Source organism: Polyangium jinanense (genome assembly GCF_028435265.1).
Lineage (GTDB): Bacteria > Myxococcota_A > Polyangia > Polyangiales > Polyangiaceae > Polyangium > Polyangium jinanense.
Window position 1 is genome coordinate 21,477 of the sequence record NZ_JAGTJK010000073.1, and the last position, 19,606, is coordinate 41,082.

Below are 19,606 nucleotides of genomic sequence, written 5' to 3' on the forward strand. Positions count from 1 at the left end.
GCTGCCGCTGCCGCTTCCGCTTCCGCTTCCGCTTCCGCTTCCGCTTCCGCTTCCGCTTCCGCTTCCGCCTCCGCTTCCGCTTCCGCTTCCGCTTCCGCTTCCGCTTCCGCTTCCGCTTCCGCTTCCGCTTCCGGTGGTTTGGACGGTTGTTCTTTGTTTTCGTCCGGGGAGGTCGATTGTGCCCGCGTGCTCGGAAGGCGAAAGGCCAAGCCGTGCTCGCCGTGCTCGCCGTGCTCGCTTCGCTGCGCGCGGCTCCGCGCGGCTCCGCGCGGTGCGAGGCAAAGCCTCGCAGCCTTTCGCCTTCCTCCGCGCGCGGGCCGGGGTCAGGGGTCCCCGGTCGGGGATACGGAGGAAACAATGGCACTCAGGGTTTATGGCGTGGCGATCGAGATGCTCAAGATGTTGCGGCCGGTGATGGAGCGGATCGGGACCAAGGATCCGAATCTCGGGTATCAGATTCGGCGGGCAGCGACGAGCGTCGCATTGAATCTGAGCGAGGGCGCGTATTCGCAGGGAAGGAACGAACGCGCGCGTTGGCACACGGCCATGGGTTCGGCGGCGGAGGTGCGCGCGTGCCTGGAAGTAGCCGATGCACTCGGGTACATTGAAAACGTGGACGAGGCCCTGCTCGACACACTGGACCGTATCGTAGCTACCCTGCACCGCCTCACACGCCGGTAATGACCGAGGCGTGCCGTCCCCCATGGCGGCACGCCTTCCCCCAGCAACGGAAGCGGCAGCGGACGCGGAAGCGGAAGCGGCAAGCGAAATCTGATCGTGTACCGCTGCCGCGGCTCCGGCCGGCACCCGCCGACCCAGTGACCATCATGGGACGCTCGGCTCACGGGCGTATCGCGAGCCCCCTGGCTGGTTTTCCGTTTCCGCCCAGCCGATGAACGTGCGACTCAGTACACCATGCAAGCCATGACGAGGAGCCGCGCGGTCATGCTGGGCGTGCTGGTGTGGGGCTTCGGTGGGGCAGGATTGACGGGCGCGTGCGGCTCGAAAGAGCCGGGGACGCGTCGAACGTCCGCACCAGGTACACCTCGTCAACTCGCTCCCCCGGCGCGTGGTGGGTTTTGCGATGAGCGAGCAGAACGATCGCGCGCTCGCTCTCGCGGCTCTTCGGCGGGCGCTACACGCTCGCAAACCCGCGCCAGGGCTCGTGCACCATTCAGACCGCGGTAGTCCCTACGCCAGCGAGGATTACTGCAACGAACTGCGCCAGAAGGGCATCATTGCGAGCATGCGCCGCGTCGGCGATTGCTGGGATAATGCCGTCGCCGAGAGCTTCTTCGCCACCCTCAAGGCCGAGCTGGTCGATGCTACCCGCTACCCCTCGCGGGATGCGGCGACAACTGCGATCGGTGACTACCTCGAGAGCTTTTACAACCACGCTAGGCGGCACTCGTACCTCGGGTACCTGAGTCCCGTCGAGTTCGAATTACGTGCACAAGTTGCCGCTCTTGCGGCATAGTGGGTTTGTCCACGGAAGCGGGGGAAGATCACCCGCCGAAGGCGTTCTCGCTGTTGCTGATCCAGCCGTCGACGCGCACGCCGCCGACGATGAAACGCAACCGGGTGTGAGCGCCTTTCGTGCCCATGACCGTAGCCAGCGTCGGCAAGAGCGGCATCACCCGAACACGTCGCGATCTCAACGCCTCGATAGGCGTTCGCGGAGAGCGCGCACGCCGGCTAATCCGAAGACGAAGAGGAGCAGCGCACTGCCGCCCACCGCAAAGATGTAAAGCCCGTACTCCATCAACCGCTCGAGATTCCATCCGAAGACCTTGTACCCGGCGCCCAACGCGACGAGGCCGAGCATCGTCGCAATGAATCGCTGCGCACGCCACGACTTGAAGTACGAGAGCGGACTGCGTCGAGGCGTCCGGAGAGCCTCGGCGAAGCGCTTTGTCTCCTCTGCGGCCCTTGCGGCCGCCTGCGCTTCCTCCTCCGCCCGGCCCGCATCCTGCTCTCGGTACGTCATGGTGGCGAAGCGTCTAGCACCGAACGTCTTCCATGACGAGGGGGCTTCGCGTTCATGGTGCTGAGCCACCCTGGTAGCGTCTTCCCAGCACCGGCTCAGAGGATCGAGGCATATCGCCTCGACATGCTGTTATCTGATCGAAATAACGTAGTATTTCGCGGAGGAGAGCGGATCTTGGATCGGGTGTTACGTCCACTTTTTGCGACGTGGCGATTGTGCCTGTCTTCGAGAACCCGTTTGGAACCACTATCCGCTCCCGTGGAGACGCCGTTCGGCTATCACGTGATCAAGCGAAACCAGTGACTGGCTTCGCTACGAGCACATGGCGAGCTTCGCCTCGACGGCGAGCACGTCCGGGTGGCGCTCGCCCTTCCCCTTCGCGCGCAGCTCGGCCTGCTCGGCACGCCATCGCGCGCAGTCTCGACTCGTCGGTCGCGGAGGAGGGGGCGCGTCCGGGCCAGCGGCGCTTTCCCACGCCGCGCAGAGAGACAGCTGCGCGTTCGCGGCGACGGCCCTCGGATGCCGGGGCCCGTAGCCGGCGGCCTCGTCCACCAGGACTCTCCGGCGCACGGCCGCGCAGGCCCGCCGGTCCGCGTCGGCGTCGTGCCCGCACGCGCGGTGCGCGCCGTCGACGCGCACCATCGCCGGGTGTCGCTCGCCTTTCCCCGAGGCGACGAGCGCGACGCGCTCGAGCTCGAGCTCACCGCAAGAGGGCGGGAGCTCCGTGCTCTCGAGGTCGCTCGGGCGCGGCGCGACGCCGGAGACAGCCGGCCGTTCGACGCGAACCTTCACCGGATCGCGCGGGGGCTCCGCAGACGTGGAGCTACACGCGAGCCACCACGGAGCGGCAGCGAGAGCGAGCGTGCGACGCACACGACCCCGCGTGCCTGGCGAGCGGTTCATCGCAGGAGACCATTTCCGCATCGCGAGGGCAGACCGATTCACGCGGTGAAGACGAGCTCCGGCGCATACGCCGAAACGACGCCGGACACGATGCCGCGGGAACGGGCAAGACGCTCGAGAGCGCATGCCGGTAGGGAGAGCAAGGTGCGAGGTCCAGCGCTCGCCAGGGCCTCCGCGTACGCGCGGTGCGACTCGAGCAAGGCCACGAGCGACTCCGTGTAGCCCGGCTGGTCTCCTTCCAGGAGCGCGAAGAGCGTCCGGACAGCCGGCTCGTCGATCCGCTCCAGCCGCGACGAGGCGCGCGCGGCATTCGGCATGGCCTCGAGCGTGCGAATGAGCTCCTTCCCGTGATGGCCGCTGCGCGTCGCGACCGCGCGAAGGGTCTCGGCGAGCGGAAAGAAGTATTCATCGAGCTTCGCCGTCTGCACGCCGATCTGGAGAAGCGCGCTCTCCGGGATGTTCGTGAGCCACGCGTGCGCGGTGCCGTCCGCGATCGCCAGCGTGCACCACATGGCGTCGACCCACGCGCGCGCGGTGGCCTCCTGCCATGGAGGCGGCGGGTTGACCGCGCCCACCATGACGTCGACCGTGATCTCCATCGGAACGACGCGGTCGGGAAAGACCACGCGACCGAAGAAGAGCGCGCTCGCGCGGGCGGAACGCCGGAGCCACTCGACCCCTTCGGTCGGCTCGGCGTCGACGGTGAGGAGCGTACCGGCGACGTCCGTGGCGAACGCCGCGAGCGTCGGCAAGAACGGCCCGCGACTGGCGGACGCCCCGAGGTTCGCCCCGATCCGCCGGCGAAATCCTCTCGCCTCTTCCAGGCGGTCGTTCGCGATCGTGTGAGGCAGGATGATGTGTGCCATTCGTCTCTGATCCCGTGCTCGAGGGGCGACCCAGGGTAGGGACGCGTCCGAGCGGAGTGATGCGTGTCGGATAGCCGTTTCTTCCCTCGGAGGCCACCGATCTCTCGCGCGATCACACCGTCGCCGGCGAGGAGCGTCACCCGTCGTCAGGGCGCTCGAGGCTGATCCGCCCCAGGGCCCCGGCGCGAAACGCGTGAATGAGGACGTCCCCCGCCTTGTGACGGTCGAGTGGGGGCGGGGTGGTCCGGTGTCGTTCATGTTTGAGCGCTCGAGGCGGCCGCCTGGGTTGACAGGTGGCCGGTGGAGCGTGTTGGCTGGGACCGTAGAGGTGGTCGGATCTGGAAGTATGGAGGAGGAGAGGAGACCGCAGGGATGCGGCGATGCGCAGGGGTAGATGCGAGTGCCTTTGCGACGCGGTGGAGAGGGCCCAGGAGGTCGGTGCGCTCGATGTCGGTGGGGCGGCGTCGCGCTTGGCGCCGTGCTCGGGAGGGCGGTGCGGCGTGGAGGTTGTCCGCCGTGCTGCTGTGGGGTGATGCCGGATATGAGGAAGTTTCTTGTTGTGCGCCGCTATAAGAAGTGCAGCAGTCCCGCGGAGCGCGAGGGCAATCGATACCTGTTTGCAGTGTCCTGGTCGTGCTTCGTGGCGCTCGCGGCCTGGTGCAACGCCTGCGCCCCAGCATCTCCGCCCGTGACCGCCATGGAAGCCGATTCGGGTGCCATCTGGCTGAGTAAAAGCTGCGAGGCGGGCTCCGCTGCCGACTGCCATGCGCTGGGCGTGATGTACACGTCTGGAGGAGATCTCCCCGGGGACGATGCGCGCGCCGCGGAACTCTTTGGTAAGGCCTGCGACCGCGGAAATGCGGACGGCTGCGTGAGCCTCGGACACCTGCTCGACAGAGGCTGGGGCTCCGACGGCCGGGGCCTAGCCACGGATAAGGCGCGCGCCGCGGAACTCTTTGGCAATGCCTGCAACCGCGGGAACGCAGCCGGCTGCGTGAGCCTCAGCTTCCTGCTCGAGGAAGGCTGGGGCTCGGCCAAGGACGCGGCGCGCGCCGTGGAACTCTTTGGCAATGCCTGCAACCGTGGGAACGCGGCCGGCTGCGTGAACCTCGGACGCCTGTACCAGAAAGGCCGGGGTGTGACCAAGGACGAGACGCGCGCCGCGGGACTCTACCGCAAAGGCTGCGACGGTGGGGAGGCAGCGGGCTGCTTCAATCTCGGGGTCGCGTATGCCGAGGGTCGGGGTGTGCCCAGAGACGATACACGCGCTAAGGAACTCTTCCGGAATCTCTGTGACAAAGGGGATGAGGCGGCTTGCCTCACGCTGCTGCACTCATACTCTGAGTGGCCGGGGGCTTTGCCACGGTAAGCGTGGCTCGCTCTCGGCAACTGCGGGCGCCCAGACAAGACCCTGCGGCACAACAAGCGGGTGGTGCATGACGGTGCGCCATGCCTCGCTCCGCTCAGCACGGCGCCCGGCAGCACACCTGCAAGGCGTTGGGCGGGCACGAGACCGCAAGGGAAACGTCGTATGAAACTCTTTCAGGCCGACCCGCCAGTTCGCCCTTTTGGAGGACCCCCCACGTGTCAGTGCTTCAACCTAAGGGGGCCAAAGCATGGGAGACGATTGCCCGTCCTTTACGATGAAGTGCAAGACACCCAGTGCGACGCGTGGCGTCGCGTTGTCGATGGCGTCGAGTCCGCGATCGCGACGGGCGCAGAGACACTGGAGCCGCTTGCAGGGCTGACGGGGCCAGAGCGAGAACAGATCGTTACTCTTCCCCCAACTATCGGCCGCCTGACAAGAGTACGTGAGCTCCGACTCTACGGGTGATCTTCCCCAGCCGCAGCGGCCGTGATCTCGCTCTGGATGAGCCGCGAGCAGCGCCGTACGCGGATCGGCTCCGGGAACGCCCCAAAGGGCGGCCACGGGGCGGGAAGTGGCACGAACGTGCGCCAACGGGGTCGATCCGCCGTCAGCAGGACGCAGAACCATCGGGTTACGACGGGTGAGGGCCTCCGGAAGCGGAAGCGGAGGCGGGAGCGGCAGCGGCAGCGGAAGCGGCAGCGGCAGCGGAAGCGGCAGCGGCAGCGGCAGCGGCAGCGGCAGCGGCAGCGGCAGCGGCAGCGATCCCACGATCACCTTCTCATTCCCGCGGCCCTGTCACGCAATCCCAGCGGATCCCGGTTCTTCCAAGACGAACCAATCTCCGCATTTATGGATTTCCTTCTCCCCCAACCTGTGAGACAAAACAAGCGACGCCAGCCGGCGCTCTCAACACCGACCGGCGTCTCACCTGCAAACCCCAACGGACTGGAGTTCACAAGCTGTGAGCACGATACTCGTCCATCCTCCGCCGGCAAACTTTACGGCGGCGCACGCCCTCCTCGGGCGCCTTTACCTCGAACACCGCGACTTCCTTCGCCGTCTCCTTCTCGGACAGTTCATTCCTTCCCGGGACGTGGAGGACGTCTTGCAGGAGGTCTTCATCACGGCGTGGCGGAACCTCTCGCGCCTTGTGACGCCGGAGCAGGCGCGTCCGTGGCTCCTGGTGATCGGCTCAACCACGCACGCAATCACCGAGCCCTGGTGCGTCACGAGCGAGAGGTCTTCGCGGGGCTCGCGGATGACTTCGCCGAGCAGGAAGGAGCGGATTCGACCGGGCTGCTCGTGCAGGCGACATACGGAATGTTTCGGCTCAAGCGATTTCTCGGCAAGCTCCGACCCCGCATCCGCGCCGTGGTGCTGCCGTACCTGGAGGGCCGCTCGATCCAGGAGATTGCCGGATCGCTCGGGCTCAAGACGAAGACCGTCCACGGCCGCCTGCATCTCGCCCGGGAGCACCTGAAGACGCTCGCGCTCGCTTGACGCGCTGGCGCTCCTGTTTTCACGCTGCAAAATCGATAGCCCGTCCAGCCGTTGCTATGGCACTGCGAGCGCAATGAGCTCAGCCCGCGAGAGCCGTTCGCGCGGTTCCTTGGGAATCAGGGCGGCAAGCGCTGAAGGGTCTCCCTTCACATACTGCCGTATGTTGTACACGGCGAGCATGTCGACAAAGACCCCAGCCGTTGCCGACAAGCACGGCGAGCATGTCGACAAGGACCCCAGCCGTTGCCTGCAACCACGGCGAGCATGTCGACAAGGACCCCAGGTGTTGCCGACAAGCACGGCGAGCATGTCGACAAGGACCCCAGGTGTTGCCCGCAACCACGGCGAGCATGTCGACAAGGACTCCAGCCATTGCCGACAAGCGCGGCGAGCATGTCGACAAGGACCCCAGGCGTTGCCCGCAACCACGGCGAGCATGTCGACAAGGACCCGAGCCGTTGCCGGCAACCACGGCGAGCATGTCGACAAGGACCCCAGGCGTTGCCGGCAAAGCGCGGCGAGCACGTCGACAAGGAGCCCAGCCGTTGCCGGCAACCACGGCGAGCATGTCGACAAGGACCCCAGGCGTTGCCCGCAACCGCGGCGAGCATGTCGACAAGGACCCCAGCCGTTGCCGACAAGCGCGGCGAGCATGTCGACCAAGCCCCCAGCCGTTGCCGGCAACCACGGCGAGCACGTCGACGTCGAACGCGAGTCCGCGGCTGCCGAGGACGCTGCACGAACGGCAGGGCAGGAAGAAGGCGGACGAGCCGAACGCTAGCGGCGAACCGCAGGGCCGCTACACGCCCGACGCGTCCCTGGCGAACGTCGCGGCGATGGCCATGTCCTCCTCGACCGACGTGACGAGCGGGGCGAGCGCGGCCGCGAGTTGCATCGCGTCACCGTGGCCGACGATTTCGACGAGGTGCTGGCAGAGCGCGGGCACGAAGCTCTCCGCAGGGACCGAGACGTAGCGCGACATCTCGAGGACCGTGCCGCGCTCGCCGCCGAACGCCGAAGGCGCGGCTTCCTGCAGGATGGGCAAGTCGATGCTGGGCGGTACGCCGAGCCGGCCGAGCGCCATGTGCGCGAGGTAGATGGCCGCGACCTGGCTCTCGCGGCGCACGCGCTGAAAGACGCCCTCGCCGAAGGCAGCTTGCCAGCGCGCAAGCTCGGCCGTGCGGCTCGCTTCGTACCCGCCGAGGGGCGCATCCGAGACCGGAACGAGCGCGGCCAGCATCTCGGCCGAGCCTTCTTCGAGCGCGAGTCCACGCATCGCGACGAGGTCGTAGCCGCGGAGGAAGCCGACGAGGATGCGGCCGGCGCAGTCCCGCACGAAGGGCGCGAGCGCCTGGCCGATGGCCTCGGGCGGCGCCCCGGGCGCGAGCATCATGCCCGGCATGATCGCGCGCATCCGGCCGAGCGTGCCCCGCCGCGTCGGCGGCGACGACGAGCGAGGTCCCGACGTCGAAACGGGCCCGCTCGCCGGCCCGGAGCTCGAGACCGGCCCGCGGAAGGTGCTCGAAGGCGAGCCCCCGAGCTGCGCGACGCGGAAGCTTCCCAAGGAAGAATCGCCGCCGCTCGGGGGCGTGGACGAGGGCGAGGCGTGGCCACGCGTCGTGTTCGGCGCGGGCGTGGAGACGGGCCCGGTCACGGAACGCATGGTGGTGGTCGACGCGCGCCGGAGCGCAGCCGACGTGCCCGGATCGCCGACGACGTGCAGCGCCGCGAGATCGAGCGAGCGGATCGCGGGGAACCGCGGCGGCAGGCGCAGACGTAGCGCGGCGACGAGCTCGGCCTCGGCGCCGATGAGCTGCTCGTGATCGTCGGCCTCGCCGAAGAGCTCCTCGGCGAGCGTCGCGCATCGATCGGCGGCGTCGTCGGCGTTGCCCTGGGTCTGCGCCTCCGCGAAGTGCAAGGTCAGCTTGCCCCGCACGCGACGATCGTTCTTCGTCATCGCCGTGACGACGCGCGAAACGAGCTCCACATCGGCCGTGCTCCAGAAAGCCATCGCCTCTCGTCGTCCTCTTCGCGCGCCCAGGCGGCGCTCCGGAAAAACCGGGAAACCACGCGATCATCGCGCAGGCGCGGAGGATCCGTCAACTCTTCGGAGGCGGTTCAGCCGAGGCGTCTCCCCGCGTTCGCCCGCGACGCGGGGGGCTTCCGTTCTCCACGCACTACACGTCGATGCCGAGCCGCTTCAGCCGGTAGTAGAGCGTCGTCCGCTGCACGCCGAGCAAGCGAGCCATCTCGGCCTTGTTGCCGCCGCATCGCTCGAGCGCCGCCAGCATCTCGCGCCGCTCGATCTCTTCGAGCTGCGAGTCGAGGTTCTGTCGTCGCGAGCCCGTCTCGGACTCGACGGGCGCCGTGGGCTGCGACGGAGGTGACGTCGACGTCTTCTCCCACGCGGGCACGGGCGGGACGAACGCGAGGTGTTCCGGCTGGATCACGTCGCCCCGCGCGAGGATGGCCGCGCGCTCGACGACGTTCTCGAGCTCGCGCACGTTGCCCGGGAAGGCGTAGGCCTCGAGCTTCACGAACGCCCCGTGCGAGAGGGCGCGCGCGGCGCGCGTGTTGCGGCGCGTGTACTTGCGGAGGAAGTGCTCGGCGAGCGGGCGGATGTCCTCGCGGCGCTCGCTGAGCGGCGGCAGGCGGATCGGGAAGACGGAGAGGCGCGAGGCGAGCTCGGGCAAGACGTCGCGGCCCCACGCTTCGTCGAGGTCGGGCGTGACGGAGACGACGAGGCGCACGTCGAGCCTGCGCGACTCGGCGTCGCCCACGCGCTCGGCCTCTCCTGTCGCGAGCAAGCGAGCGAGCCGCGCCTGCAAGGCGGCGGTCGGCGGACCGGGATCTTCGAGGTAGAGCGTGCCGCCGTGCGCGAGCTCGACGCGGCCGACGCGATCGGCGGTCGCGCCCTCGAACGCGCCGCGCCGGTAGCCGAAGATCTCCCGTTCGAGCGCCTCGCCGCGGAACGCCGCGCACGTGACCTTGACGAAGGGCCGTTCCTCGCGCGGCGATCCGATGTGGATCGCGCGCGCCACGATCTCCTTCTCGGCGCCGACCCGACCTTCGACGAGCACGTGTGTCGAGGTCGGAGCGACCTCGCCGATGCGCGTCGAGACCTCCTTCATGGCGGCGGAGTTGCAGATGAGCTCGCCGAAGTCGATCGGGTCGCGCTGCTCGCGCTCGAGGTAGCCCGCGTAGTGCGCGAGCTGATCTCGCAGCCGCTTGTTCTCGCGCATCGTGGCGAACACGCTGATCCCCTGGCGCAGGATGGCGGCGAGCTCGCTGCCGTCCCAGGGCTTCTGCACGTAGCGGTAGACCGTGCCCGAGTTCAGCGCGTCGACGAGCACGGGCAGATCCGCATACGCTGTCAGAAGGATCCCGAGCGCGTCGGGCCGCATCTGCTTGGCGCGGCGCAGAAGCTCGAGCCCGCTCATGCCCGGCATGCGCTGGTCGGTCACGATGAGCGCCGCGTCGAGCCGCGCGAGCTCCGAGAGCGCCTGCGTCCCGCCGAGCGCGTAGTGGAGCGAGAACGTCTTGCGGAAGGCGAAGCGGAAGGCGTCGAGGTTGTCCTGCTCGTCGTCCACGACCAGGACGTCGAAGCTCTTCCAGTCGAGGTCACGCATGGCGCCTCCCCTACACCTACTACGGAGGGCCGCCCCGGGGCAGCGGGCAGGGGCGCCCCTCCGGCGGAACTCTGGGAGCCGGCTGCCTGGCCTCGGCCGTCGGGGTCCGTCGGGGCCGCCCTGTTTCCGCGGTTCCGTGTGCAAAGCCCCTCCGCAACTGCCCCCTCCTGCACAAAAGAGAGCTAAGCTCGCCCCCGCCGCACGAGACCGAGGAGAGACGGCATGCTGGAAGACGTGTTCAAGGACTTGCAGGATGGCATCGAGAAATCCATCGAGGCGCTCCGCCGAGATCTCGCGCGCGTGCGCACCGGCCGCGCCCACGCGGGGATGCTCGACGGCGTGCGCGTCGACTACTACGGCGTCCCGACGCCCATCCAACAGATGGCCACGGTGAGCGTGCCCGAGCCTCGCCTCATCACGATCAAGCCCTGGGAGAAGAACCAGGTGAAGGCCGTGGACAAGGCGATCCGCGAGAGCGACCTGAACCTGAACCCGCAGGTCGACGGCGATCTCATCCGCATCCCGATCCCGGCGCTCACCGAGGACCGGCGCAAGGAGATGGTCAAGCTGACCAAGAAGAACGGCGAGGAGGCGAAAGTCGCGATCCGCAAGCACCGCAGGGACGCGAACGAGCTCGTCGACTCGCTCGACAAGGACGGCGAGGTCAGCGGCGACGACGCCGATCGGGCGAAGAAGAAGATCGAGGACGTGGTCGCCGAGGGCATCAAGCAGGTCGACGCCGTCATCGCTCACAAGGAAAAGGACATCCTGGAGGTGTAGGCGTCTCCGGACGCAACGAGAGGAGGGGGAACGCATGGCCCAAGGCAGCCGAGATAAAGGGCGCTCCACGCGCTTGCCGCTCCGCGGCGGACCCGCGACGCGCGCCTTCCTTGCCCCGAGCGAGGAAGACGGCTTGACAGCGGAAACGCTGCGTGAAACCGTGAAAATCGTCGGTTTTGACCCGGTCCCAGGTTGCCGAGGTTTATGCGCGCATTTGCTTCCGGGATGACCGATGTCGGTCTCCAGCGCGATCACAACGAGGACAGCTACGCTGTCCTCCTGGAGTACGATCTGTTCATCGTCGCCGATGGCATGGGGGGCCATCGCGCCGGCGATGTGGCGAGCCGACTCGCGACCGACTCCATCACCGAGTTCTTCCGCTCGACGGCGAACGACGACGCGACCTGGCCGATCCACTTCGACGCGAACCTGACCGAGGATGAAAACCGCCTGCTCAGCGGCATCATGGTCGCGAACCGGCGGATCTTCGAGCGCAGCATTCGCTCGCGCGAGTGCGCCGGCATGGGCACGACCGTGGTCAGCGCCGTCTTCTCGCGCAGGCGCAACCGCCTCTACGTGGGCCACGTCGGCGACAGCCGCGCCTACCGCGTCCGTGGCGGTACGATCCAGCAGCTCACGCGGGATCACTCGCTGATCAACGACTACCTCATGGCGATGCCCGAGCTCACCGAGGAGCAACGGGCGGAGCTGCCGCGCAACGTGATCACGCGCGCGCTCGGCATGCAGGACAGCGTCGCCGTCGACCTGATGAGCGACGAGCCGCACCTCGGCGACGTCTACATCCTCTGCTCCGACGGCCTTTCGGGCATGCTCACCGACGAGCAGATCCGCGACATCGTCGCGACCTCGCAGGACACGTCCGAGATGTGCAGGCGCCTCATCGCCAAGGCGAACGAGCTCGGCGGCGAGGACAACATCACCGTGCTGGCGATCCGCTTCCTCCAGGACGACGTGGAGTACGGCGACGAGCCCACGCTCCAGGTCCCCGCGCATCGCATCGCGGTCACGGTCGGCGACGACAACGAGCGCTGAGCGTCGGCATCACGCCCCCTCTCGACCCCTCTCCCCGCGGGGAGAGGGGCTCGGGGTGAGCGTCACGTATCGCAGTTCTCGAGGATCAGGTGGCTCTCGGAGATGCCGCACGTGTTCGTCGACTCGATGATCTCGGGGCACTCGAACGAGACCCAGAGCTTGCCCGACGCGACGCCCTCGCCCGTGCCTTCCTTGAAGTAGAAGTTGCACTTCGACGAGCTGAACGCGTCGCCGGCCGTCCGGTCCGAGAAGAACGCGAGAGAACCCGCGGCCGGGCTCATCTCCGTCGCGCCCACGTTGATCGCGGGGATCGACAGGTTGATCCCGTCGCTGCCGAGCACGAGCTGCGCGCTCACGTTGAACGGCCCCGTGCCCGAAACCGAGCAGGTCACCTTCGCGCCTTCCACGCCGTCAATCACGACGGCCGTCTTCGTCGAGGCGCTGATCGTGCCGACCTCCGACCTGTGCGAGGCGATCGGGCAGCTCGCGCCCGTCTTCGTGAACTGGACGTTGAACGCGCCTTGCGGCGTGGGGGGCACGGGGTCGCTGCAACCGCCGAGCAAAGCGAACGCGACGAGCGGGAAAGCAAGACAGGCAACGCGCAGCATGGAAGTTCTCCCTGGGTTTCCGCGGCGCGCCGATGCGCCGTCGCCCCAGGTTCTACCGCATTTGCCTTGCGGGGCGTAGCATCGGTTACGCCCCGCGTTCTCGTCCTCAGCCGAGCGCGTGTTCGAGATCCTTCCAGAGATCGTCGACCGCTTCGAGCCCCACGGAGAGCCGCACGAGGCCGTCGGAGATGCCGAGCACCTTGCGCGTCTCCTCGGGGACCGACGCGTGCGTCATGATCGCCGGGTGCTCGGCGAGTGACTCCACGCCGCCGAGGCTCTCCGCGCACGAGAACACGTGCAGTCGCTCCAGCATCGTCCGCGCCGCCGAGAGACCCCCCGCGACCTCGATCGAGATCATGCCGCCGAAGCCGCCGCGCATCTGCCGCGCCGCCACGGCGTGATCCGGGTGCGACGCGAGCCCGGGGTAGTGGACACGTTCGACGCGCGGATGACGCGTGAGCCGCTCCGCGAGCGCGAGCGCCGCCATGCTCTGGTGACGCACGCGCACGGGCAGCGTCTTCAAGCCGCGCAGCACGAGGTAGCAGTCGAACGGGCTCGGCACGCCGCCCATCGCGTTCTGCAGGAAGCCGATGCGCTCCGCGAGCTTCGGGTTCGACGTCACGATGGCTCCGCCGACGACGTCCGAGTGCCCGTTCAGGTACTTCGTCACCGAGTGCACGACCACGTCCGCGCCGAGATCGAGCGGACGCTGGAGCATGGGCGTGGCGAACGTGTTGTCGACGACGAAGGTGATGTTCGCCTCGCGCGCCACCTTCGCGAGCGCCGCGATGTCGAAGACCTTGAGCATCGGGTTCGTCGGCGTCTCGATCCAGAGCAGGCGCGTCGAGGGCCGGATCGCCGCGCGTACGGCCGCGGGATCGCGCATGTCGACGAAGCTCGACGAGAGGCCCATCGGGCCCATGACCTTGTCCATCAGGCGGAACGTGCCGCCGTAGACGTCGTCGCCGCAGAGGATGTGCGCGCCGGGCGAAAGCGTGTGCAGCAGCGTCGTCGTCGCCGCGAGCCCGCTCCCGAAGCTGTAGCCGTGCGTGCCGCCTTCGAGGGCCGCGAGGCACGCTTCGAGCGCGCGGCGCGTGGGGTTGCCGCTGCGCGAGTATTCGTAGCCCTTGTGCACCCCCGGGCTCTCCTGCGCGAACGTGCTGGCGAGCACGATCGGCATCATCACCGCTCCGCTGACCGGATCGGGCTCCTGACCGGCGTGAATGGCGAGGGTGTCGAGGGAAACCGGAAAAGGCGCGTCCTTGTTCTTCATGTGGCTGCGCGACTCTAGCGCAGGTCCCGCGCACGTGGCACCGGCGCGAGCACGTCGCACAGTTCTCGCGCCGACGCGCGCCGCCGCGACGCATCCGGATCGAGCGCCTCGTAAAGCGCCTCGCGTTCCGTCGCCTCGAACGCCTCCGCGGAGAGGACGAGCTCGCGCCGGATCCCACGCGTCGCGACCTCGGCCAGCATCGCGGCCTCCGTGTCGGCCTCGCAGAGCCGCTCGCCCGTCGCAAGGAAGAGCAGCGTCGCGGCCATCGCGTACACGTCGGTCGCTTGGGATGGCTTCGCCGCGCCCGACGCGAGCTCCGGCGCGGCGTACGGCAACGTGCCGCGATCGTTCGTCTCGAGCTCGGCTTCGAGCCCACGAAACCGCGCGGCCCCGAGGTCCACGATCCGCGCTTCGCCGAGCGGACCGAGCAGCACGTGCGCGGGGCCGATGTCTCCGTGCACCACGTCGAGCGACCCTGCCTCGTCCGCGAGCGCGTGGATCTGGGCGAGCGCTCCGAGCGCCTCGATCGCCACGTGCCGCACGAGCGTCCGCGGCACCCGCGCGCCTCGCTCTTGCCACCCGCGCACGAGCGCTTCGACCGACGTCCCGGCCGCGAACGTCTCCAGGAAGAACGGCCCGCGCGCGTCGTTCCCCACGCGCACGAGCGATGGCAGCGCGGGGTGCTCGATCATCGACAGGAGCCGCGCCTCGCGCACCATCGCCACGCGACCTTCCCGCGCGGCGAGCGCGCGTGGCACGAGCCGCTTGCACACGAGCTCGCGCTCCCCCTCGCGCACGAGGGCCACTTCGAACACGCTCCCGCCGCCCAGCAGGCGAACGAACTCCGTCCCTTTTGGCGCGAGGAACGACACGTCGGTGATCCTTAGCGTGGCACGTCGAGCCGGACTCGATAGATGAGCGTCGGCCCGCCTTGCCCGTCGATCCACCGCGGCTCGTCGTCGCCGTCGAGCGGACTCGTGTAGTTGTAGACGTCGTACGCGCCTTCGCCCGCGGGCACGATCGACGCGAAGCAGGTGTCCCCGCGCGACGGCAGATCGAGCTCGAACGCGACCGTCAACGTCTCGGGATCGACGCGAAAGAGCGAGCAGCGCTTCGGCTGGAACGAGTACTCGACCGCGTAGACGCCCGCCTGATCCGCGAGCGAGAGATCGTCCCGATCGAGATCGAAGTTCCCCGTCTCCGTCAGGTTCCGCCGGCCGATGAGCCAGACGTCGTCGCCGCTCCGGAAGAGCAGCGGCGAGTCGTACTTCTTCTTGTCGGGCTTGCAGTCCCAGGCGCCGAGATCGGCGGCCTTCGCGCGGCAGATCTTCGAGCCGAAGCCGAGCGCGTCGCCGGCCTCGTTGCGCTCGACGGCGACGAGATCGCCATTGGCGAGGAGGACGAAGTCCGTCTCGGATCCGCCGCCCTCTTGCACCACCGGGCGTCCGGGCACGAGCGGCTCGAACGTGAGCCCGTCCTCGGTCCGGAGCAGGTGGATCCGGATCGGCTCGCCGTCGAAGTCGTAGATGTTCTCGCCGCCGACGTACCCGATGAGGTACGCGGCGCCGTCGATCCTCTTCGCTCGCCACGGGATGAAGCCCGGCTCGTAGAGCGGCGCGGGCTCGCTCCACGCGCCGCCCTCGTAGGTCATGGCCATCATGCCCTGCGGCTCGAAGTCGAGCGGGTTCGAGCCGAGCACGGCGAAGTAGAGGACGAGCTTCCCTTCGAGCGAGAGAAAGCGCATCTCGCGAAGATCCGTGCCCATCGCCACGTGCGTCTCGTAGCGCCAGGTCTCCTGGTCTTCGCTCGACACGACGTAGAGGACCGTCTCCGCGCTCGCGAAGTGGCTCGGCGCCGTGCGGAACGCGAGGTAGACGCGCCCTTCGTGCCGCACGACGTCGAGGTTGTTGTTCGCGTTTTGCGTTTCGACCCCCGCGGGCGGCGCCGCGAACGGGACCACCTCTCGGTAGCCCTCGATCCGCGCGCCCGCGGGGTTCACCATCTCCTCGGGGCTGCAGCCCGCGAGGAGCAGCGCGGTCACGACGAAGGACGACGCGCGGCGCATGACCCCCGCATCACTCGAACGTGAGGCTGAGCTCGTATCCCGCGATCGGGTCGTTGTCGCTGTAGTCGTGGACGGCCACGTAATACGTGCCGGCCGGCAGGCCGCTGACCGCCGGGTAGATGGACTTGTTGAGCAGCGAGCAGTTCCCTGGGCCGTCGTCGTCGCTCTCCTCGATCTGGTTGCCGCTCGCGTCGTAGAGCTGGATCAGCGTGTCGAAGCCGCAGGTGCTCACGTCGCCGATCACGTGCGTGGTCAGCACGGGGCTCATGCCCGCGGGCAGCTCGAAGCTGAAGTAGTCGACGTCGCCGATCGGATCGATCTTCCCGTGCCAGCTCGTCGTCATGGGCCAGGCAGGCGTCGCGGTGGCCACGTCGCCGTTCGGCTCGATCTCCCACGGCGCCTCGGCCAAGCACGTCGGGCCGCAGCCGTCGCCGGCGGTCGTGTTCCCGTCGTCGCATTGCTCGGTCGGGCTCACGAGGATGCCGTCACCGCAGCCCGGCGGCGACACCTTTACTTTGAGCACGTACGATGCCTGCGTCCCGTCGTTCAGGTACTCCTCCACCATCACCACGTACTTGCCGACGGGCAGGTTCGTCGCGGCGCTGTCGAGCAGGGGCGAGATGAGCGAGCACGAGTTCACGCCGTCCTGATCGTCGGACACGAGCAGCTGGTTCGAGGGCGAGTAGAGGTAGATCTTCGAGTCGAACGAGCCCGGGCAGCCGCCGTACCCGTCCGTCACCTCGATCCACACGCTCGAGCCCGGCACCGTGACGTCGAAGCTGAAGTAGTCCTGATCCCCGGCGGGCATGATCGACGCGACGGCGCCGTCGAAACCGACGACCGAGTTCGCCTGGTTGTTCGGCGCGTTCGGCTCCGTCTCGCTCAGGTAGTTTCCTTCGAGCTGGCACGTCTCCGAGCAGCCATCGCCCGCGGCCGTGTTCCCGTCGTCGCACTGCTCGCCGCTTTGTACGAACGTGTCGCCACAGCCGGGCGGCGTGAGTTTGTACTGGAGCACGTACCCGGGCTGCGCCTCGTCGTTGCTGTACTCCTCGACCTTCACCGTGTACTTGCCGGCGGCGAGGTTCGTGACCGCGGCGTCCAGCGTCGGATCGAGCAGCGAGCACGAGTCCAAGCCGTCGTCGTCGTCGCTCGCGATCTCCGTCCCGCTCTTGTCGTAGAGGTAGATCTTCGAGTCGAAGCCGCTCGGGCAGTTGCCTTGCCCGTCCGTGATCTCGATCCGCGCGCGGGTGCCGGGCACGGTCACCTCGAACGAGAAGAAGTCCTGATCGCCGACGGGCTGGATCGCCGCGACGATGCCGTCCGCGCCGGCGAGCGAGTTCGCCTGGGCCATCGGCTGGTTCGGCTCCACCTCGGTCGGGTAGTTGCCTTCGAGCTTGCAGTCGGGCGCGCAGCCGTCGCCCGCGGTCGTGTTCCCGTCGTCGCACTGCTCGGCGGCCTGCACGAGCCCGTCGCCGCAGCCGGGCGCGACGACCTGGATGTCGACCACGTAGAAGGGCAGCGACGAGAACGTCGCGCTCTCGACCTGCACGGAGTACGTGCCGACGGCGAGGTTGCCCATCGCGGGGTTCTGGGCAGGCAGGAGCTGCGAGCACTCGCCGACCCCGCTGTTGGTGTCCGAGCCGATGAAGCCGCTCGGCCCGAAGACACGCACGAGCGTGGCCACGCCGGCCGGGCAGCCGCCCATGCCGTCGCCCGTCGACACCTTGAGCACCGAGCCGGCCTGGGTGATCTCGACCGAGAACACGTCGATGTCGCCCGTCGGGTAGATCGACGCGGTGAACCCCTTGGTCCCGTCGGCGAGCGGATCCGCGGTCGCGGGCAGGTTGTTCTGCTCCGTCTCCGCCGGGTAATCGGCCGTGCCCACGGGCGGCATGAACCCACCCGCGCCGCCCGTGCCGCTCGACGAGGACGACGAAGAAGACGACGACGACGATGCGCCACCAGCGCCACCCTCGCCGCCGACGCCGCCCGTACCACCGACGCCGCCCATGCCGCCGACGCCACCCATGCCGCCGACGCCACCCATGCCGCCGAGGCCGCCCATGCCGCCGAGGCCGCCCGAGCCGCCTTCGCCGCCCACATTTCCGGTGCCGCCCGAGCCACCGTCATTTCCACCTTCGCCGCCTTTTGTCGTGCTCGTGGCGCAGCCCTGGAGCATGGCGGCGGCGAGGAGCAGGCCTGTGGTCATCGAAGCGAGCGAGGTCGGGAAGAAGATACGGCGGCGTTGTTTCATCGGTGGTTCCTCGTGCACTGCGGAGGAGATGAAAGGACACTCCGGCGCGGCCGTTCGGCGCGCCAAGCAGACAGACGCTTACGGTAGCCGACGGGCTGACGCAACGTCCGCGCACGAGCGAAGCTCTCTCCGTTCGGGTGCAGAGGGCGCGCGGACGTGCCAAGACCGTCGCGTGCGCCCCGTGATCCAGAGCATCATCGACGAGCTCTTCGCTCGTCATCACCGGTCGGGACGAGTCGATCTCAACGACATCGCGGAGGTGATCGGCCCGCGTGGCGTCTCCTACGAGGAGGTCGACCACATCGTCGATCGCTTGGAGGCCCTCGGCCTCGTGGTCGGCGAGCCGATCGACGCAAACGAGGTCTTGGTGATGAAGCGCGTGCTCGGCGCCGCGCGCTCTCTCCGCACGACGCTCGGGCGGAACCCGACCATCGCGGAGATCGCCCTGTCTTCGGGGCACCCGGCGCACGTCGTGCGTCGCGCGCTCGAGCGTGGGGTCTCGCCGCGCGTGGTCCGGAGCTACTAGCCTGATAGAGTGAGGCCGTGCCGCTTGGCCCGCGCCTCTCCTTGGCTCTCGCGCTGCTCGCGACGACGATCGCGCCTCGATCGCTCGCCGAATCTCCGAAAGCCGCGCCGCCGCCGAAGGAGGCGGTGGAACTCTCCGCCGATCAGCTCGACATCGACATCGCAGCGAAGCGCGCCGTGCTCGAAGGCCACGTGCGCCTGACGAAGGGCGGGCTCGTGGTGCGCGCGCCGCGCGTGGAGGTGCGGTACGACGAGGTGCCGAACGTGACCTGGGCGAAAGGCACGGGCGGGGTCGTCGCGGAGGTGAAAGGCGTGCACGCGGAGGCGCCCGAGGTGGAGATCGACCTCGGCAAGCAAATGCTCTCGCTACGCGGAGGGGTGCGTCTTCAGCGAGGGGCAGGGTGGATCAGCGCGGAGAAGGCGACGATCGATCTCGTGAGCCTGAAGGTGTCCCTCTCCGAGGTGAAAGGCGCACTGCCGGTGCCGGAGGGGTCGGAGAAGAAGTGACGCGACCTTGCGCGGGGCTTTGCCCCGCACCCCAGAAGGGGGCTGTCCGCCCCCTTCACCCCGGACCAGCGCAAGCGCTGGACTCGGGGTCGATGAACTGCGCGATGCGCAGTTCATCGAACAGGCCGTGGCAAGACCCACGACGACTTTGCCAGCTGAGACAGCAGCGCTGCCGTACCTCGTAGTGACGTTTTCCCTGTCGACAGCGCGCATCGCGCGCTGTCGCCCCGCGTCCAGGGCTTGCCCTGGTCCGGGTCCAGGGGTGGACAACCCCTGGTCGGGGTCCG

General features: G+C 68.4%; 18 protein-coding genes and 2 pseudogenes. 9 read left to right on the plus strand and 11 right to left on the minus strand.

Features of this window, described 5'->3' with window-relative positions; all coding sequences use genetic code 11:
• The first annotated feature begins 357 nt into the window (after window positions 1-357).
• Complete coding sequence (locus KEG38_RS49945) at window positions 358-681, plus strand: four helix bundle protein (protein WP_272427992.1); 324 nt, start codon at window positions 358-360, stop codon at window positions 679-681.
• Between the two features lie 370 nt (window positions 682-1,051).
• Window positions 1,052-1,477: pseudogene (locus KEG38_RS49950) on the plus strand (transposase); the annotation flags it as partial.
• Window positions 1,478-1,505: 28 nt separating this feature from the next.
• On the opposite strand, the gene KEG38_RS49955 reads toward KEG38_RS49950, so the two are convergent.
• From KEG38_RS49955 to KEG38_RS49970, 4 genes are all read right to left on the minus strand, one after another.
• Window positions 1,506-1,634: a hypothetical protein gene (locus KEG38_RS49955; protein WP_272427993.1), complete on the minus strand. Its 129-nt coding sequence runs from the start codon at window positions 1,632-1,634 to the stop codon at window positions 1,506-1,508.
• A 20-nt stretch (window positions 1,635-1,654) separates the two neighbouring features.
• Entirely contained in the window at window positions 1,655-1,987 is a 333-nt protein-coding gene (locus KEG38_RS49960; RefSeq protein WP_272427994.1) for a hypothetical protein, read from the minus strand.
• Between the two features lie 312 nt (window positions 1,988-2,299).
• Window positions 2,300-2,779: a hypothetical protein gene (locus KEG38_RS49965; protein ID WP_272427995.1), complete on the minus strand. Its 480-nt coding sequence runs from the start codon at window positions 2,777-2,779 to the stop codon at window positions 2,300-2,302.
• A gap of 149 nt (window positions 2,780-2,928) precedes the next feature.
• Entirely contained in the window at window positions 2,929-3,756 is an 828-nt protein-coding gene (locus KEG38_RS49970) for an immunity 49 family protein (RefSeq protein ID WP_272427996.1), read from the minus strand.
• 541 nt (window positions 3,757-4,297) lie between these two features.
• Between KEG38_RS49970 and KEG38_RS49975 the strand changes: the two genes are divergently transcribed.
• From KEG38_RS49975 to KEG38_RS55910, 3 genes and pseudogenes are all read left to right on the plus strand, one after another.
• The gene (locus tag KEG38_RS49975) at window positions 4,298-5,125 is read left to right on the plus strand and encodes a tetratricopeptide repeat protein (protein WP_272427997.1); all 828 of its coding nucleotides are present in this window, start codon (window positions 4,298-4,300) and stop codon (window positions 5,123-5,125) included.
• Window positions 5,126-6,086: 961 nt separating this feature from the next.
• Window positions 6,087-6,302 (plus strand): annotated as a pseudogene (locus KEG38_RS56285) (RNA polymerase sigma factor); the annotation flags it as partial.
• A gap of 44 nt (window positions 6,303-6,346) precedes the next feature.
• On the plus strand, window positions 6,347-6,625 hold the full coding sequence (locus KEG38_RS55910) for a sigma factor-like helix-turn-helix DNA-binding protein (protein WP_272427998.1): 279 nt from the start codon (window positions 6,347-6,349) through the stop codon (window positions 6,623-6,625).
• Between the two features lie 799 nt (window positions 6,626-7,424).
• On the opposite strand, the gene KEG38_RS49985 is transcribed toward KEG38_RS55910, so the two are convergent.
• A complete protein-coding gene (locus KEG38_RS49985) occupies window positions 7,425-8,636 on the minus strand; it encodes a hypothetical protein (RefSeq protein ID WP_272427999.1) in 1,212 nt (403 codons plus the stop codon).
• Between the two features lie 166 nt (window positions 8,637-8,802).
• On the minus strand, window positions 8,803-10,254 hold the full coding sequence (locus KEG38_RS49990; protein ID WP_272428000.1) for a sigma-54-dependent transcriptional regulator: 1,452 nt from the start codon (window positions 10,252-10,254) through the stop codon (window positions 8,803-8,805).
• A 222-nt stretch (window positions 10,255-10,476) separates the two neighbouring features.
• Here KEG38_RS49990 and frr point away from each other — a divergent pair, with 222 nt between their 5' ends.
• Together frr and KEG38_RS50000 are read left to right on the plus strand one after the other, a co-directional pair.
• The gene (gene frr, locus KEG38_RS49995) at window positions 10,477-11,034 is read left to right on the plus strand and encodes a ribosome recycling factor (protein WP_272428001.1); all 558 of its coding nucleotides are present in this window, start codon (window positions 10,477-10,479) and stop codon (window positions 11,032-11,034) included.
• Window positions 11,035-11,259: 225 nt separating this feature from the next.
• The gene (locus KEG38_RS50000; protein ID WP_276074878.1) at window positions 11,260-12,087 is read left to right on the plus strand and encodes a Stp1/IreP family PP2C-type Ser/Thr phosphatase; all 828 of its coding nucleotides are present in this window, start codon (window positions 11,260-11,262) and stop codon (window positions 12,085-12,087) included.
• A gap of 62 nt (window positions 12,088-12,149) precedes the next feature.
• Here the strand turns inward: KEG38_RS50000 and KEG38_RS50005 are convergent, their stop codons facing one another.
• The 5 genes from KEG38_RS50005 to KEG38_RS50025 all read right to left on the minus strand — a co-directional run bounded on the left by KEG38_RS50005 (window position 12,150) and on the right by KEG38_RS50025 (window position 18,287).
• Window positions 12,150-12,695 carry a hypothetical protein gene (locus KEG38_RS50005; protein ID WP_272428003.1) on the minus strand — a complete coding sequence of 182 codons (546 nt, stop codon included), beginning with the start codon at window positions 12,693-12,695 and terminating at the stop codon, window positions 12,150-12,152.
• 106 nt (window positions 12,696-12,801) lie between these two features.
• Window positions 12,802-13,968 (minus strand): cystathionine gamma-synthase, encoded by a 1,167-nt coding sequence (locus tag KEG38_RS50010; protein ID WP_272428004.1) that lies wholly within the window; start codon window positions 13,966-13,968, stop codon window positions 12,802-12,804.
• A gap of 14 nt (window positions 13,969-13,982) precedes the next feature.
• Window positions 13,983-14,840 (minus strand): protein kinase domain-containing protein, encoded by an 858-nt coding sequence (locus tag KEG38_RS50015; RefSeq protein ID WP_272428005.1) that lies wholly within the window; start codon window positions 14,838-14,840, stop codon window positions 13,983-13,985.
• Window positions 14,841-14,851: 11 nt separating this feature from the next.
• Window positions 14,852-16,033 carry a hypothetical protein gene (locus tag KEG38_RS50020; protein WP_272428006.1) on the minus strand — a complete coding sequence of 394 codons (1,182 nt, stop codon included), beginning with the start codon at window positions 16,031-16,033 and terminating at the stop codon, window positions 14,852-14,854.
• Window positions 16,034-16,043: 10 nt separating this feature from the next.
• A complete protein-coding gene (locus KEG38_RS50025) occupies window positions 16,044-18,287 on the minus strand; it encodes a DVUA0089 family protein (protein WP_272428007.1) in 2,244 nt (747 codons plus the stop codon).
• Between the two features lie 181 nt (window positions 18,288-18,468).
• On the opposite strand from KEG38_RS50025, the gene KEG38_RS50030 reads away from it, so the two are divergent.
• Entirely contained in the window at window positions 18,469-18,813 is a 345-nt protein-coding gene (locus KEG38_RS50030; protein ID WP_272428008.1) for a sigma-70 domain-containing protein, read from the plus strand.
• 17 nt (window positions 18,814-18,830) lie between these two features.
• Complete coding sequence (locus KEG38_RS50035; RefSeq protein ID WP_272428009.1) at window positions 18,831-19,319, plus strand: LptA/OstA family protein; 489 nt, start codon at window positions 18,831-18,833, stop codon at window positions 19,317-19,319.
• The last annotated feature ends 287 nt before the right edge of the window (window positions 19,320-19,606 follow it).

Excerpts from the sequence above, each read along its gene's own strand:
- KEG38_RS49945 (WP_272427992.1), top strand. The coding sequence starts at position 358 with ATGGCACTCAGGGTTTATGGCGTGGCGATCGAGATGCTCAAGATGTTG.
- KEG38_RS49955 (WP_272427993.1), bottom strand. The coding sequence starts at position 1,634 with ATGCCGCTCTTGCCGACGCTGGCTACGGTCATGGGCACGAAAGGCGCT.
- KEG38_RS49960 (WP_272427994.1), bottom strand. The coding sequence starts at position 1,987 with ATGACGTACCGAGAGCAGGATGCGGGCCGGGCGGAGGAGGAAGCGCAG.
- KEG38_RS49970 (WP_272427996.1), bottom strand. The coding sequence starts at position 3,756 with ATGGCACACATCATCCTGCCTCACACGATCGCGAACGACCGCCTGGAA.
- KEG38_RS49975 (WP_272427997.1), top strand. The coding sequence starts at position 4,298 with ATGAGGAAGTTTCTTGTTGTGCGCCGCTATAAGAAGTGCAGCAGTCCC.
- KEG38_RS49985 (WP_272427999.1), bottom strand. The coding sequence starts at position 8,636 with ATGGCTTTCTGGAGCACGGCCGATGTGGAGCTCGTTTCGCGCGTCGTC.
- KEG38_RS49990 (WP_272428000.1), bottom strand. The coding sequence starts at position 10,254 with ATGCGTGACCTCGACTGGAAGAGCTTCGACGTCCTGGTCGTGGACGAC.
- frr (WP_272428001.1), top strand. The coding sequence starts at position 10,477 with ATGCTGGAAGACGTGTTCAAGGACTTGCAGGATGGCATCGAGAAATCC.
- KEG38_RS50000 (WP_276074878.1), top strand. The coding sequence starts at position 11,260 with ATGACCGATGTCGGTCTCCAGCGCGATCACAACGAGGACAGCTACGCT.
- KEG38_RS50005 (WP_272428003.1), bottom strand. The coding sequence starts at position 12,695 with ATGCTGCGCGTTGCCTGTCTTGCTTTCCCGCTCGTCGCGTTCGCTTTG.
- KEG38_RS50010 (WP_272428004.1), bottom strand. The coding sequence starts at position 13,968 with ATGAAGAACAAGGACGCGCCTTTTCCGGTTTCCCTCGACACCCTCGCC.
- KEG38_RS50020 (WP_272428006.1), bottom strand. The coding sequence starts at position 16,033 with ATGCGCCGCGCGTCGTCCTTCGTCGTGACCGCGCTGCTCCTCGCGGGC.
- KEG38_RS50025 (WP_272428007.1), bottom strand. The coding sequence starts at position 18,287 with ATGAAACAACGCCGCCGTATCTTCTTCCCGACCTCGCTCGCTTCGATG.